Annotated in this window: 11 protein-coding genes; 1 reads left to right on the top strand and 10 read right to left on the bottom strand. The window is 35.0% G+C overall.

Annotation, left to right across the window (positions count from 1 at the left end; genetic code table 11):
• Positions 1-65: 65 nt before the first annotated feature.
• The 7 genes from mtnA to N4T77_RS15175 all read right to left on the bottom strand — a co-directional run bounded on the left by mtnA (position 66) and on the right by N4T77_RS15175 (position 9,023).
• Complete coding sequence (gene mtnA, locus N4T77_RS15205) at positions 66-1,151, bottom strand: S-methyl-5-thioribose-1-phosphate isomerase (protein ID WP_261672673.1); 1,086 nt, start codon at positions 1,149-1,151, stop codon at positions 66-68.
• 42 nt (positions 1,152-1,193) lie between these two features.
• Entirely contained in the window at positions 1,194-2,420 is a 1,227-nt protein-coding gene (gene mtnK / locus N4T77_RS15200; protein WP_261672672.1) for an S-methyl-5-thioribose kinase, read from the bottom strand.
• Between the two features lie 41 nt (positions 2,421-2,461).
• Positions 2,462-3,478, bottom strand: a complete 1,017-nt coding sequence (locus N4T77_RS15195; protein WP_261672671.1) for an ABC transporter permease — start codon at positions 3,476-3,478, stop codon at positions 2,462-2,464.
• Positions 3,459-4,994 (bottom strand): sugar ABC transporter ATP-binding protein, encoded by a 1,536-nt coding sequence (locus N4T77_RS15190; protein ID WP_261672670.1) that lies wholly within the window; start codon positions 4,992-4,994, stop codon positions 3,459-3,461. Before N4T77_RS15190 ends, N4T77_RS15195 begins: the two co-directional genes overlap by 20 nt.
• Positions 4,995-5,043: 49 nt before the next feature.
• Positions 5,044-6,189, bottom strand: a complete 1,146-nt coding sequence (locus N4T77_RS15185; protein ID WP_261672669.1) for a sugar ABC transporter substrate-binding protein — start codon at positions 6,187-6,189, stop codon at positions 5,044-5,046.
• A gap of 178 nt (positions 6,190-6,367) precedes the next feature.
• On the bottom strand, positions 6,368-7,033 hold the full coding sequence (locus N4T77_RS15180; protein ID WP_315903175.1) for a class II aldolase/adducin family protein: 666 nt from the start codon (positions 7,031-7,033) through the stop codon (positions 6,368-6,370).
• Positions 7,034-7,091: 58 nt separating this feature from the next.
• Positions 7,092-9,023 carry a cell wall-binding repeat-containing protein gene (locus N4T77_RS15175; protein WP_261672668.1) on the bottom strand — a complete coding sequence of 644 codons (1,932 nt, stop codon included), beginning with the start codon at positions 9,021-9,023 and terminating at the stop codon, positions 7,092-7,094.
• Between the two features lie 277 nt (positions 9,024-9,300).
• Here N4T77_RS15175 and N4T77_RS15170 point away from each other — a divergent pair, with 277 nt between their 5' ends.
• Complete coding sequence (locus N4T77_RS15170) at positions 9,301-11,139, top strand: cell wall-binding repeat-containing protein (protein WP_261672667.1); 1,839 nt, start codon at positions 9,301-9,303, stop codon at positions 11,137-11,139.
• 114 nt (positions 11,140-11,253) lie between these two features.
• Here N4T77_RS15170 and rarD read toward each other — a convergent pair whose 3' ends face one another.
• The 3 genes from rarD to N4T77_RS15155 form a co-directional block, all read right to left on the bottom strand.
• Positions 11,254-12,156, bottom strand: coding sequence for an EamA family transporter RarD (rarD, locus tag N4T77_RS15165; protein WP_261672666.1), 903 nt, complete (start codon positions 12,154-12,156; stop codon positions 11,254-11,256).
• A 383-nt stretch (positions 12,157-12,539) separates the two neighbouring features.
• Positions 12,540-12,878, bottom strand: a complete 339-nt coding sequence (locus tag N4T77_RS15160) for a CGGC domain-containing protein (RefSeq protein ID WP_261672665.1) — start codon at positions 12,876-12,878, stop codon at positions 12,540-12,542.
• A gap of 173 nt (positions 12,879-13,051) precedes the next feature.
• Positions 13,052-14,152 carry a sorbosone dehydrogenase family protein gene (locus tag N4T77_RS15155; protein WP_261672664.1) on the bottom strand — a complete coding sequence of 367 codons (1,101 nt, stop codon included), beginning with the start codon at positions 14,150-14,152 and terminating at the stop codon, positions 13,052-13,054.
• Positions 14,153-14,369 lie beyond the last annotated feature (217 nt).

Here is a 14,369-nt window from a genome sequence, read left to right as displayed (position 1 = left end):
CGCTGCCGCGTTAGCATATTTTTTTATGCTAATGCGACAGCCCCTTTTGGACTTTTATTAAAAAACTATCTTTGATTTTTCTTTTTTTCAAATATCTCCTTTAATGTTTCTGCATATGGCGGTGTAGCTATTCCATATTCAGTTACAATACCTGAAATCAAATCATTATCAGTAACATCAAAGGCTGGATTAAATACCTTAACTCCCTTTGGAGCCATTGGCTCTTTGTACCACATTTCTGTAACTTCTTCCGCTGGTCTTTCTTCTATCTTAATATCAGCGCCAGTCTTTGTATTCATATCAATAGTAGAGGTTGGAGCACAAACATAGAAAGGTATGTTATATCTTTTTGCAACGGTAGCTACTACTGAGGTTCCAATTTTATTAGCGGCATCTCCGTTAGCAGCTACACGGTCACAGCCTACAAATATGGCGTTAACCCAGCCATTTTTCATTACTGTAGCAGACATGTTATCACATATCAAAGTAACATCAAGTCCAGATTCACTTAATTCATAGGCAGTAAGTCTTGCTCCCTGAAGAAGAGGTCTTGTCTCATCAGCAAAAATCTTGAAATTATACCCTCTTTCATGACCTAAATACATAGGTGCAGTTGCAGTTCCATATTTGACTGTAGCTAATTGTCCTGCGTTACAGTGGGTTAAGATACCATCACCAGGTTTAACAAGGGTTAGTCCAAACTCTCCAATCTGCTTACATACCCAAATATCTTCTTCTCTTATGGCAACTGCTTCATCATGAAGTAATTGTTTAATTTCTGAAATAGACTTGTCTTTATTTCCTTTTACAACCTTATCCATACGGTCCAGTGCCCAAAATAAGTTAACTGCTGTGGGCCTTGAAGATGCTAGATAACTTTTTGCTTCACTAAACTGTTTATAGAAATTATCATAATCACTTGTATCAACCTTCTCAGCGGCAAGGTATACACCAATGGCAGCAGCAACACCTATAGCCGGTGCTCCTCTAACTTTAAGTAAATAGATAGCATCCCATATATCTTTTATATCTGTAAGTTTTAGTATTTCTGTTTTTCCAGGAAGCTTTGTTTGATCAATAATGACTAAGGCATTATTTTCATCATCTAAAGCCACTGTATCGTACTCTGTAATTAGTTTTTCCTTATCCATATTATTATTCCTTCCTTTATATAAGTTATAGCAGCAAGGCTTTTATCTATACATTTCAATAACTTCATTAATAGCCCTTCTGTAATCCGCTCCAGTTTTGAATTTATCTCTATTAATTATATAATTTTTAGCCAAGGTAATTACCATTTTCTCTGCCCTAGCTCTCTTACCTTCATCCGGAATGGTAGTAATATCCTTAACATTTGCCATACCTACAGTTCTTCTTATAGATTCAAGGCCTGCAACCCCTGCAGTGTCTGCTAAAACAGTGTCTAAATACCAATCCAGGAAGCCCTCTCTTTTAGCCATTATTTCCGTTACGCTCTCTTCAAATTTTGCTCTAAACTTAGCTATAAACTTATCTACAATCTCTTCTATAGTATCAAGAACCCAGCGGCAGAATTTTTCCTTTTCCTCTTTGTTATCAATAGTTGCATCTCCATTACACCAAGTAAAGAACATATTAGCAATAACATTGCCTACGTCATATCCTATAGGTCCAAAGAAGGCAAACTCAGGATCAAAGATAAAGGTATGTTCCTTATTTATAAATATAGAGCCTGTGTGTAAATCTCCATGAATTAAAGCTTGAGCATTATTCATAAAATCAAATTTTAGTTTAGCTGCTTCAAGGTGAAGCTTTTTATCTTCATACAATTCCCTTTGAACGAACTCTGCCACCGGCGGGAATACATTATTTCTATGATTGTAATCAATATATGGTTCACTATATACTAGATCCTCCGTAATCTCACAAAGGTCAGGATTAATAAATTCCTTAACTAATTCCTTCTTTTCTTTATGGTTCATAACCACGTCTGTTGTAGGCAGCAAGGTATTTACCATAAAGGTTGTTATATCTTCTGCAAACTTTGGATATATTTCGTGGTTTACTAATCCAGTACGCATCATAGTATATCCAACCATATCTTCCATAATAATTGCACACATTACCTCATCATAAAGATATACTTTGGGAACAAGGCCTGGAGCATAGCTTTCCTGCAGCTGCAGTATTTTTGCCTCTATTCTGCCCCTATCCGTAGAAAGCTTCATTTCCTTTGATATTCTAAGCTGTTCTGCTGCCTGTTTTACAACAATGGATTTGCCGGATTTAGTATCCTTTACTCTGAACACATAATTTATATTGCCATCGCCTATCTCCTTAGCCTCTAATTTGGCATCATCCTCAAAATAATGAAGCTTTTCCTGAACATATTCTCCTACATCCTCAGTTTTCATTAAAAAATAAGCATCAAATCGAGACATAATCTTTCACCTTTCCTTTCTTAGGTATATTAAATTTTTTTCTAGTTATCTTTCTTAGTGGCATAAGTAAGTGCTAAAGCTATTGCCAGTACTGCACCCTTTATAATATCCATAGCATAATATGGAACGGACATCATAATTAATCCATTTTCCAGCATACCCACTAGTACCGCCCCTGCCAAGGTACCTAATGCATTAGGCTTACCAGCTCCGGCAACGGAGAAACCAATATAGGCTGCTGCAACTGAAGGCATTAAATAAGCAGCACCGGCGTTAACCTGAGCAGTACCAACTCTTGCAGCAATCAATATACCTCCAAGGGCTGCAAAGGTTGCAGACAATAAGTATGCTAGTATTCTATATTTATTAACAGGAATACCGGATAATCTTGCTGCTTCCGGATTTCCTCCAACTGCGTACATATATCTTCCATACTTGGTATAGTTTAAAAAGAAATGTGCAAATAACACTACTATAAACATAATTACAATAATCCAAGGCTCCTTACCTAAAGCTCTAAAGGCAGGTGGCACCAACCCTAAAGCAGCCTGGCCGCTTTTCATCATCATACGTTCAGTAATAGCACCGCCATTTGAATAGGTCATTGCTACCCCTTGAAACATAAACATTGTAGATAGGGCTGCAACCATATCTGGTATCTTCATTTTTACTATTAGAAAACTGTTAATTAATCCGATAACTAGACAAATTACTATAGAAAGAATAATAGAGGTGGTTATACTCATGCTGTACCAAACAAACATTGACATAACTAAGAAATCTGCAAAGTTTGCATTAGCACCAATTGACAGGTCCATTCCATTGACAGTTAATGAATAAGTCAAGCCTATTGCAATTATGGCTGTGATTGATATGCTTCTTACAATGGTTATCATATTATCATAGGTTAAGAAAATACTTGAATTTTTAGCACTGTTCCAGTTGGCAAAGGTAAAGAATATAAATAGTATTATTATTGTTATAAAAGTACCCCATTTAGTAATAAACTTCATCAAGGATTTGCTTTTCTTCTTATCTTCAACTATTTCTTCTTTCATTTGATTGTCCTCCCATTGAATAATATAACAGCTCCTTCTCATCGGCATCTGAAATGTTGTCCAATTCCTTAATAATCTCCCCATCAAACATTACATACACTCTGTCTGCGATGGATAGTATTTCTTGAAACTCACAGGTTGCATATAATATGCCTTTTCCCTGTGCCGCCAACCTTTCAATCAGTTCATACATTTCCCGTTTTGCCCCCACGTCGATACCCTTTGTAGGCTCATCAAAAATATAAATTTCCGACTGAGAATTCAGCCATTTTCCTAAGACCACCTTCTGCTGATTGCCTCCAGACAGTAATGCAACTATTTGATTCTCCGATGGGGTTTTAATTCCTAGATTGCTAATCATCGTACGGGCATCCTTTTTTTCCTTGTTTTTATCAACTACAGAAAAAGCTTTAGCATATTTCTTTATGGCTGCAATGCTGATGTTTCGATATATAGGATCAGTAATTAATACTCCTTCCTTTCGCCTTTCCTCCGGTACAAGGGCAAAGCCGCATTTTACTGCTCCACTAGGATCTTTATATCTAACTTCTTTTCCATTTAACTTTACAGTACCGCTTTTTTGCTTTAAGGCACCAAATAGTGTTTTACAAAGCTCCGTTTTTCCAGCGCCAACTAACCCTGCTATTCCAACTATTTCTCCCTTATTGATTGTTAAGTTTATGTTTTTAACCAGATTATTTACCTCTGTAAGATTTTTCACTTCTAATAATACAGGCCCAATTTGAACCTGCTTTTTTATATATTGGTCTGTAAGCTTTTGCCCCAGCATTAACTCAACTACTTTACTCTGCTCTAATTCTTCTGTAATAGGCATACTGCTAATCACTTGACCATCACGCATTATGGTGATTGAATCGCAGATCTCAAACAATTCACTAATTCTATGGGATATAAATACTACAGATACACCTTCTTTTGCTAACTGACGAACAATTCTAAAAAGTTCCTTTGTTTCTGAATCGGATAAAGGAGCGGTAGGCTCGTCCAAAATCAACACTCTGCATTTTTCTACTACACACCTAGCAATAAGCACCATCTGTTTTTCTGACAAGGTCAAGTCTGAAGTTAACCGTCTAACATCAAGGTTCACATTTAACTTTTTTAAAGTCTCTTTAGCTGTTGCCCGTATTTTTTTCCAATCAACTAGATGTTTTTTATCCATTTTGTTTACAATAGAATCAAACATAACATTCTCTGCAACAGTAAGATAGGGAATCAAAGCTGTATCTACCTCTTGGAACACAATCTCAACACCGAGATTCTTTGCATCTTTAGGGGATCGGATTTCAACCGGTCCCCCATCTATAAAAATCTCTCCTGTATAATTTGAATTGGCACCGGCTAGTACTTTCATTAAAGTTGACTTGCCTGCACCATTGGCACCAATCAGTGCATGGATTGTTCCTCCCTCAAGGTTGAAGTTAACATTAGACAAAGCTTTAACTCCTGGAAATTCAATAGAAACATCCTTCATTTCCAGTTTAATTTTATCCATTTGCTTCACCCTCACATATAAATTAAGTAATGGTTTTCACTTTTACAATTTAGTTACCATTTGCTTTTTTTACTTCGTCTATCCAAGTCTCTTTAAGCGCACCTTCTTTTGAATTAGGATCTCCCCATCCATTAATAACTGTTTTAAGATTTGTCATATTAACCTCTGAAGATAACTGTGTGGTTTTAACTAAATTTGCATTTAAGTTAAAATACTGTGGAGTTTCTAGATTTAAGAATTTCATAGCTAATAATCTAGTGTCAACGATACCAATTAATTTAGGGTCAACAGCAGCTGTAGATTTCCATACTTCTTTATTTTTAAGCATTAATTGAATATCATCATTGGATATATCAATTGTATACATAGGGATATCTGTTCTCTTAGCATCGTTTAATGCCTGTAATACACCTTTTGCCAGCTCATCATAGCAGCCCCAAATAGCATCTACAGATCCTTTTGGATACTTAGGTAAAATAGCAGCAGTTTTGTTAGTCATATCACCACGAGCATTTGCTGTATCTGATGGAGCAATAACTTCTACGGTTTTAATTTTGCCTTCCTGTTCTAATTTTGTATAAACAACATTACGTCTATCTAGAGGAGGTATTCCAGGTCCCATAAAGGTCTTTAACACTTTCATAGGATACTTTCCACCGTTCTTTTCAAACTCTTCCATCATAAATCCCAGTGATAAGCTTGCTAAAGCACTATCATCCTGTGCTGTTGAAGTTACACCTTCAAGTAATTGACCTTTTGCATCACCATCTTTAAATGGCATACTATCGAAGGTAACTACTTTCATTCCTTTATCTATGGCAGGTTTTAACATATTATAGGCATAGGATAGTTGAGCATGGGAAACTATAATTCCGTCATATCCTTTTTGAATACATTGAGCTGTAACTTCTTGAGCTTTGGCATCATCACCATCTGTTACGAAGGTATCAACTGCAAAACCAAGTGCCTTACCCTCTGATACGCAGCCATCTAAAAATTGTTGAGTATGATCACCTGCTGCAAGGTTACGAACAACTGCAACTCTTTTGCCCTTTAGAGCCTTAGCATAGGAAGCTGTGTCCCCTGCCTTTGGCGCAGAATCTGATGAGGATGTATCTGCAGTTTTTGTGCCGCCACATGCAGATAAGGATGCACACATTACCGCTGTTAGTACCAAAGCTAATAGCTTTTTCATAGAATTTTATCCCCCTTTTCTTATATACATTATTTATGCATTATTTACCTAATTTAATGTATATTAATATACCCTACATAATATTACAGAAACAATAATGCTTTTACTTAAGCTTTAATGGCTAAAAAACTGTAGATAAATTAGTTTTATACAAATTCATCTACAGTTTTTTGAATCATTAATTATTTAAGTTATCTTTGATAACCAATAGTTCTTCAACTTCGCTAGCGGACAATTCATTTTGCTTTCCAATAACATAACCTGTATACATAAGCACGCCAGCATAATATTCGATTGACTCCATTCTATAGAAAGCTTGATATATATCTTTACCCCAGCTTAATGCACCATGATTGGCTAAAAGTACACCATTATGACTTTTACAGTAAGGTGCAATTGAATCTGGAACTCCTTGTGAGCCAGGAGTTGCATACTTAGCTACTGGCACTGAACCAAGCTGAACAATCGCCTCTGGAAGAATCGGCTTATCTAAACTAATTCCTGCAATAGCAAAGGAAGTGGCGATAGGCGGATGGGCATGCACCACTGCCATAACATCTGGGTTTTCTTCATAAACACGGAAATGCATTTTATATTCAGAAGATGGTTTTAGTTTTCCCTCAATTATTGTTCCATCTAAATCCATCTTTATCATCATGTCCTCAGTCATAAAACCTTTAGAAACCCCGGTAGGAGTTATCCATATAGTATTGGGACCAACTTTACAGCTTATATTTCCATCATTTGCTGCTACAAAGCCTTTTTGGTATATTCTTAAACCAATATCTACTAGTGTTTTCTTAGCTTCAGAATCAGAAGGATAGCTAACACCTTCAATAATCACTTATATCACCTCATAATAGTTTTTGTGGTTTTATTACCTAACGCAAAAAGCCTACAGTTTATTCAAAGATAATTCTGCAATAAGGTAATGCTTTTTTTAAAGCTTCTTTGTCAGAATCGCTAATTGGATTTCCTTTTAGATATACCTTAGTCAAATTATTTAATCCTTTTAATGGGCTTACATCACTAATGTTATTGTTTGTCAAATCAAGAACAGTTACATTAGTCAATTCTTTTAATGGGCTTATATCCTTTATTTTATTGTTGTTCAAATAAACGTTGGATAACTTAGTCAGCCCTTTCAGTGCATTTATGTCACTAATGTTATTTTCATCTAAATCAATTGCACTTAAATTGGTTAACTGCTTTAATCCGCTTATATCGCTAATTTTATTAGTACCTAGTCCAATGCTCTTTAAACTAGTTAATTCTTTTAGTGAACTTATGTCGCTAATGTCATTGTTACTTAAGTAAAGATATTCTAAATTAGACAATCCCCTTAATGAAGTTATGTCATTAATTTTATTGCTGCTTAATTTAAGCTCTTTTAAATTAGTCAAGCCTTTCAGTGTGCTTATATCGTTAATTGTATTAAATTCTAAGCTGAGCCTATTCAAATTAGTTAATCCATTTAATGCACTTATATCAGTAATTTTGTTACAGCTTAAATCAAGGTTATTTAAGTTAGTTAGTCCTTCTAAAAAGCTTATGTCACTTATTTGATTACTAAGTAGGTTAAGAGATTTTAGTTTAGTTAAATTTTTTAAACTGCTTGTATTTACTTCATTATTAATAAGCTCCAGCTCTTCTAGATTAGTTAAATTTTCAATACCGGTAATATCTCTTATTTTTTTATAATCCTCTGTATTTACTTCAAGGTTATATTTTAGACTTGTAATGTTCTTAACATCCTCCTTGTAAAGATCTATACCAAATTTACCTGCAAGACGTCTTACTTCTTCTTCAAAATACTGGTCTTTAAAAACAATTTTATTGTTTGTTGTACTACTGTCATCATCACCTATGGTAGAATCTGTTAAGTCAGCTAAAGTTGACTGGGTAATTCCAGCTTCCCCTCCTAAGATGTTTAATTTAATGAAGTTATTGGCTTTTATGAACTCTTTAGTAACTGCTGTAGGCTTATCACCTATTAGAATTACAGGATTGCCATTTAGAGCGGCTAAAGCGGAGCCACTTAAAGCATCAGCAAACTTTTCAGAGTAAGCCACACATCCATTGTCTAAGCTTATTTTATCTTTAAAAGTGTTTATAATATTTATGTTTCTTTCATACTTATCTGCTCCAACTATCCTTTGCACCTTTGGAAATTTAGAAGCTACAGCATCACTGATTATGTCGCTGCTGCCAAGTACATAGGTTTTTGAAATAGTGTTGGCTGAAATAAAACTTTTAACAGAATCAGGAACTTCATCTCTAGGAACTAATATAATAGGCATATTTAATTTAGCTGCAATAGGAGCTGCCGAAAGTGCATCTGTAAAGTCACTGTCAATAGCTACAATAATTCCGTTATCAGTTCCTATCTGTTCTGCTACTTTTACTGAGGTTTCATTTCTATCCAGCCCACTATACCTTGTAGTCTGTATTCCTAAGTCATTTATATAATTTTCAACAGCTGTACTTACTACAAAGTCACCACCAACTATAAAAACCTCTTTAACATTTAACCTTTTTAACTCTTCTAGCGAATTGGAATCCAGTGAGTTAGACTGTGTAAGCAAAATAGGTGCATTATACTTTTTAGCTAAAGTTGATGCACTTAAAGCATCAGGAAAATTTTCCCCATTAACTATTACTGCATAATCTGAAGTTTTCCAGCCTTCTTTTACAACCTCAGAACAAGTTACATATCTGTCAATTCCCCATAGTCTTTTAGTTTCTATAGCGGAAGCAGCTTTAACATTTGAGGTAGCAGAAACCCCCAATGTTAATATTAATCCGCAAATAAAAACTGATGTCTTTTTATACATAGCACATATCCCCCTTGCAAACTTTAGGTACTTTTATACAATATTCCAATATTACTAATTCTATGCAAATGGGATAATACCCTCCAAAGCCATGCAATAAATCAGTACTTGCCATGATGTTTTAAAAAGAATATCTTGCGCTTATTTTAATCTTATCTTTATATCAGTTCCATTACACCAACCCTGCACCTAATTAAATCTTTTTATGTTATGCCTTTTTATATTATAATAAGGTTAACAATATTTTAAAAAATTTACTAACATTGGAGGAAATAAAATGTTCAATAACAAGTTAGCACTTGTGCTATGTACTATTGGCATAACCTTTTCTATGTCAACTAAAGCATTGGCATCAAACAACACTCAGCGCATCTGGGGTAGCGACAGATATGATACTGCCATTGAAATTTCTAAAAATGGATGGGCTGGTGGTTCAGAGTATGCTGTATTAGCTAACGGCGAAAATTTTCCTGACGCCCTTAGTGCAGCTCCACTTGCTAAAAAATATAATGCACCTATACTATTAAATCCTGGTGCAACTTTAGACAACAGAGTTGAAGATGAGTTAAGAAGACTAAATGTAAAGCAAATGTTTATTATAGGTGGTACTGGTGTTGTACCAAGTGATGTAGAAAAAAGACTTTCTCAACTAAATATTGAAACCACACGTCTTTTTGGACAAGATAGGTATGAAACTTCACTTAAGGTTGCAGAACAACTTGATTTTAAGGGAGAATTAACAGTAGCCAATGGTGAAAACTTTCCTGATGCAATGTCTATGGCACCAATCGCAGCTCAAAAATCTATGCCTATAATACTCACTCCTACAGACAAGCTGCCTGATTCTATAAGTAAATACATAAATAAGGGGAATATCACCAAAACCTATGTAATTGGCGGAAATGATGTTGTAAGTGATAATATTTTTGATACCCTCCCTAATGCTGAAAGACTATATGGGGACAGCAGATATGATACTAATATTGCAGTATTAAAGAAGTTTGAAAGTGAACTGAACTTTAATAAAATCTATATAGCTAACGGTGAAAATTTTCCTGATGCCTTAGCTGGTTCAGTGCTGGCTGCAAAGAATTCATCCTGTGTTGTGATGGTTAGTGATTATTCTGGACAGGCAACTGAGAATTTTATAGCTTCAAAATCATCATCCATATCTCAGACTACAATATTAGGCGGAAGGGGAGCCCTTTCAGATGAAAGAGTTTCAAATGTCTTAAGAACCCGTGGAAATACTTCCGGTAACATTAAAAATGGCGGATCAGTAGCTGAACAAGGAGACTGGCTTTATTATTCATTTGGTATATCCTACGCTGGAGAAAAATCTGACAGCATATATGCATACAAAAAAGATGGTACTTCAAAAATAAAACTAAGTAACAAATTTGGAAAGTATATAAATGTAGTTGATGATTGGATTTATTTTTCCAGGTATGCTAGTCATGATGGTCCAAATGGTATTTATAAAACAAGAGTCAACGGAACAGAAGAAACAAGACTTAATAATGATGATATTTGCAGCTATTTAACGGTAGTGGGTGATAAAATTTATTATGTTACAAACTATAATTATGGTACTTTATTTAGAATGAATACAGATGGCTCCAATAAGGTTGCTCTAGGTAAAGACAGTATCTATTCTGCAGCTGTATCAGGAAACTATATTTATTATCAAAATACAGCGGAACTAAATACTTTATATAAGATGAACTTAGATGGGTCCGGAAAGACAAAGGTAAGTGATGAATATGTTGACAATCATAGTTATATTATTGACAGTGAATGGGTTTATTTCACATCAAATAGTAAATTATATAAAATGAGAACTGATGGTAGTGAAAAGACCAGTATCGGTAATATAGAAACTTGGTACTACAATATATCAAATGGCTGGGTCTACTATGTAGACAAGCAGGACAGCCATTTATACAAAATCAAGGTAGATGGCTCTGAAAATATTAAATTAAGCGATGATAATGCAATTGGAATAAGTGTAGATGATGAATGGATTTATTATTACACAATGGATCCTAGCTCCTATACTGTTAACTCTTTTTATAGAATGCACCTTGATGGTTCTCAAAAGGAATTAGTAGAATAGCTATTTCACTGTCTATCTAACTTACAGAATTAGACAGACTAAAAGCCAATGCTTGGTATGTTAAGCATTGGCTTTTAGCTTTAAGTATACTTATCGGTTTAAGTCCAAATTCATTTAGCCAACTGGTTCTACATTCTTATGTTTTTTAATCAATCCCATTTGTGGAACAGAATATATAGCTAATGCTGCCCATATAAAACCAAAGCTTATCATATCAACTACTGTAAAAGCTTCATGATAGAGAAAAACTCCAATAATCAAGCTAATTGTTGGTGAGATATATTGAATAAAGCCAAGTAGTGACATAGGTAGTCTCTTTGCTCCACTTGCAAAAAGCAGCAGTGGAATAGCTGTAACTACCCCAGAGCCTATAAGTAAAAGGATTACTACCGTGCCTCCCTTATCAAAAGCACCTACTCCACTAAAATGCCTTGATGCTATATATGCTGCAGCAATGGGAGTAAGCATAGTTGTTTCAAGAGTTAAGCCAACTATGGAGCTAGCCTTAACAGATTTCTTCATTGCACCGTATAGTCCAAAGGAAACAGCTAGTCCTAAAGAAATCCACGGAATTCTACCATATTGCAGAGTTTTAATTATAACACCAGCAGCAGCAATAGAAAGAGCAGCCTTCTGCCAATAAGTCAGTTTTTCATTAAAAAACACCATTCCCAAAGCCACTGAGAATAATGGATTAATATAATATCCTAGACTGGCGTCTACAATCCTGCCTGAGTTAACAGCCCAAATATATAACCCCCAGTTAAAGGCGATAAGAATTGATGCAATAAATATGTAAAACATTTGTTTCTTATCCTTTATTATACGCTTTAACTCTTCCCATTGTTTCGTTGCTGCAATAATTATAACTGTAAATACAAAGGCCCATAGAATTCTGTTAGATAAAATCTCTATTGGAAATACGCTATCTATTAATTTCCAGTATATAGGCAAAATACCCCACAATATATATGCAGCAGCTGTATATATTACACCAGCAGTCTTTTCGTTATGCATTTATCTTCCTCCTCTTTTTTATTTATCTTTTGCTTTTAAAGATGCTTGTACTATCTTATTGTTTATTTATAGCAGCGGACCTTTCATCTTTCCTTTTCCATTATATAAATAATGCCAACCAAGTACAATACAGCTATATAATTATTATATGCTAAACACCCAGCTTCATCCATATTATTCTAAAATGTATTATCTAATAGAATAATTTATGCATACCTATATTGTAATGTCACATAAAAAACCTATAGCACAACTATTGCAAGTTGCTAAAAGTCCCTTCAGTTTATATTTATACTGAAGGGACTAATATAGAAATTGCTGCAGTTGTGCCTTCTTTAGCTTAGCTCAAAAAAAATTCCAAAACTTCGGCATTTAGTTTCTAACTAAGTTTTTTTCTTTGCACTGCCATGAGTATAACCAATGACTTCAAAGTCTTTTGATAAAGCGTCTATAAATTCTTTATAAAAAGAGCATTTAGATCTTACACAGGATGATAAGTGTATTGTGGTTACCCCAACCTTTTTCATCCTTTGTGCCCTTGCCACCACCTGCTCCACTGAATCCTCACTACAACCATTACAATGCACAAAACTTACTAATTCTGCTTCACCATCATAATTTTCAAATGAATCTCCTTTATTATTAAAAGCCTTAAAGCAGCCAGAACCGGAACATCTTGTAGATACCTCAAAACAGTTTATAATTCCAACTTTCTTTTTCATAGTTTCCTCGCACATTTTCTTTTTTCATTCATTCTATCATGAAAATGCTTCCAATGCCGTGACACTGGTCACGAAAAACAGAAAAGGACTCCTAATGCCTACCTACTATTTTTCTATACTTTAACGGATTTTATTGTTGTTCAAATAAATGAATGTGTCCTATAAATATAGCTTTATTTCGGAATGAGCTGGATAACTTTATCATCAGCTATATCAGGATTCCCTCTGCCATCCCTATTACTTGTTGTCAGATAAAGTGATCCATCTTTCCCTTGAATAACCTCACGTAAACGCCCATACTCATTCCGGAGCCATGATTCTACCTTCTTCACTACCGTTCCTTTTTCATTCAACGAGATAGCTAGTAGTTGCTGTCCACGCAAAGTAGCAACCAGTAATTTTCCTTGCCATGGTCCTTGATTTACGAAGGTAATACCAGAGGGTGCCCATGTATCTTCTCCACTGTGTATCAAGGGCTTTTGTATAATAACTTCCTTGGAGTCTTCAGATCCTTGAACGAGAGGCCAGCCATAATTGGCTCCTGGTTGTATTATGTTTATCTCATCATGTGCTGACTGTCCATGCTCCGATGCATACAAGACATTTTTTGAATTCCAGGCTAAACCTTGTGGGTTTCGGTGACCTAGGCTATAAACAGGTGAATTAATAATTGGATTATCTTTAGGAACCCTGCCGTCTAATTCTATTCGCAGTATTTTCCCAGCTGTACTTGTTGGGTTTTGTGCCAATGCAGAATTCCCTGCATCTCCTGTTGTTACATATAATTTCTGATCCGGACCTATCTTTAGCCTTCCTCCATTGTGAATTTGGCCCCCAGGAATTTTATCGAGAAGAACTCGGTCAATAGATGCTCTATTGTTGCTTTCAATCAATCTGACAACTCGATTATAGATTCGATTACCTTCTGCATATGAATGCATAACATACATATAATGGTTTTGTGAATAATTTGGATCTAGAGCAATGCCCATCAAGCCGCCTTCTCCCTGACTTACAAAGGGTGCACTAAATGTTATCAGTGGCTGCGGATAAAGTTTGCCACCTTCAATAATCCTAATTGCCCCAGAGCGCTCTGTAAAATATAGCTTACCTTCATAGTTCATCGCTAAGGCCCAAGGTACATATAAATTTTCAGCGATAACTTCAATTTTATAGGGAAATTGCCTTGATGTAATTGCTTTTACTTTGATATTAGCTTCATTACGACCACGAAATATCATATTAGAGAAGATATTATAAATTGTTTTTTTCATACTGTTATCCCCCAAACTTCAATGATTACATGGCTTAATAAAAAGTTACAGGTTTAGGTTACTAAATTTGTTACTTCTTATCTTTATTATTTATCTAATTACCATATTATTCACATATGAGGTTAACCGTACCATCTTATCTTGTTTTATTACTAATCAAGCAGGCACTATATCCTTTTGATTTTTTTATGTACAGGAGCTACTGGCCTATTAATAG

The sequence above is a fragment of the Clostridium sp. CX1 genome (genome assembly GCF_025398335.1).
GTDB classification, from domain to species: Bacteria; Bacillota; Clostridia; order Clostridiales; family Clostridiaceae; genus Clostridium_AM; species Clostridium_AM tanneri.
The sequence above is the reverse complement of the archived record's forward strand: the minus strand, read 5'-3'. Positions and strand labels throughout refer to the sequence as shown.

What these genes read in the sequence shown, in the direction of transcription:
- rarD (WP_261672666.1), bottom strand. Translation starts at nt 12,156, where the DNA reads ATGCATAACGAAAAGACTGCTGGTGTAATATATACAGCTGCTGCATAT.
- N4T77_RS15155 (WP_261672664.1), bottom strand. Translation starts at nt 14,152, where the DNA reads ATGAAAAAAACAATTTATAATATCTTCTCTAATATGATATTTCGTGGT.
- N4T77_RS15170 (WP_261672667.1), top strand. Translation starts at nt 9,301, where the DNA reads ATGTTCAATAACAAGTTAGCACTTGTGCTATGTACTATTGGCATAACC.
- N4T77_RS15195 (WP_261672671.1), bottom strand. Translation starts at nt 3,478, where the DNA reads ATGAAAGAAGAAATAGTTGAAGATAAGAAGAAAAGCAAATCCTTGATG.
- mtnK (WP_261672672.1), bottom strand. Translation starts at nt 2,420, where the DNA reads ATGTCTCGATTTGATGCTTATTTTTTAATGAAAACTGAGGATGTAGGA.
- N4T77_RS15190 (WP_261672670.1), bottom strand. Translation starts at nt 4,994, where the DNA reads ATGGATAAAATTAAACTGGAAATGAAGGATGTTTCTATTGAATTTCCA.
- mtnA (WP_261672673.1), bottom strand. Translation starts at nt 1,151, where the DNA reads ATGGATAAGGAAAAACTAATTACAGAGTACGATACAGTGGCTTTAGAT.
- N4T77_RS15160 (WP_261672665.1), bottom strand. Translation starts at nt 12,878, where the DNA reads ATGAAAAAGAAAGTTGGAATTATAAACTGTTTTGAGGTATCTACAAGA.
- N4T77_RS15185 (WP_261672669.1), bottom strand. Translation starts at nt 6,189, where the DNA reads ATGAAAAAGCTATTAGCTTTGGTACTAACAGCGGTAATGTGTGCATCC.
- N4T77_RS15175 (WP_261672668.1), bottom strand. Translation starts at nt 9,023, where the DNA reads ATGTATAAAAAGACATCAGTTTTTATTTGCGGATTAATATTAACATTG.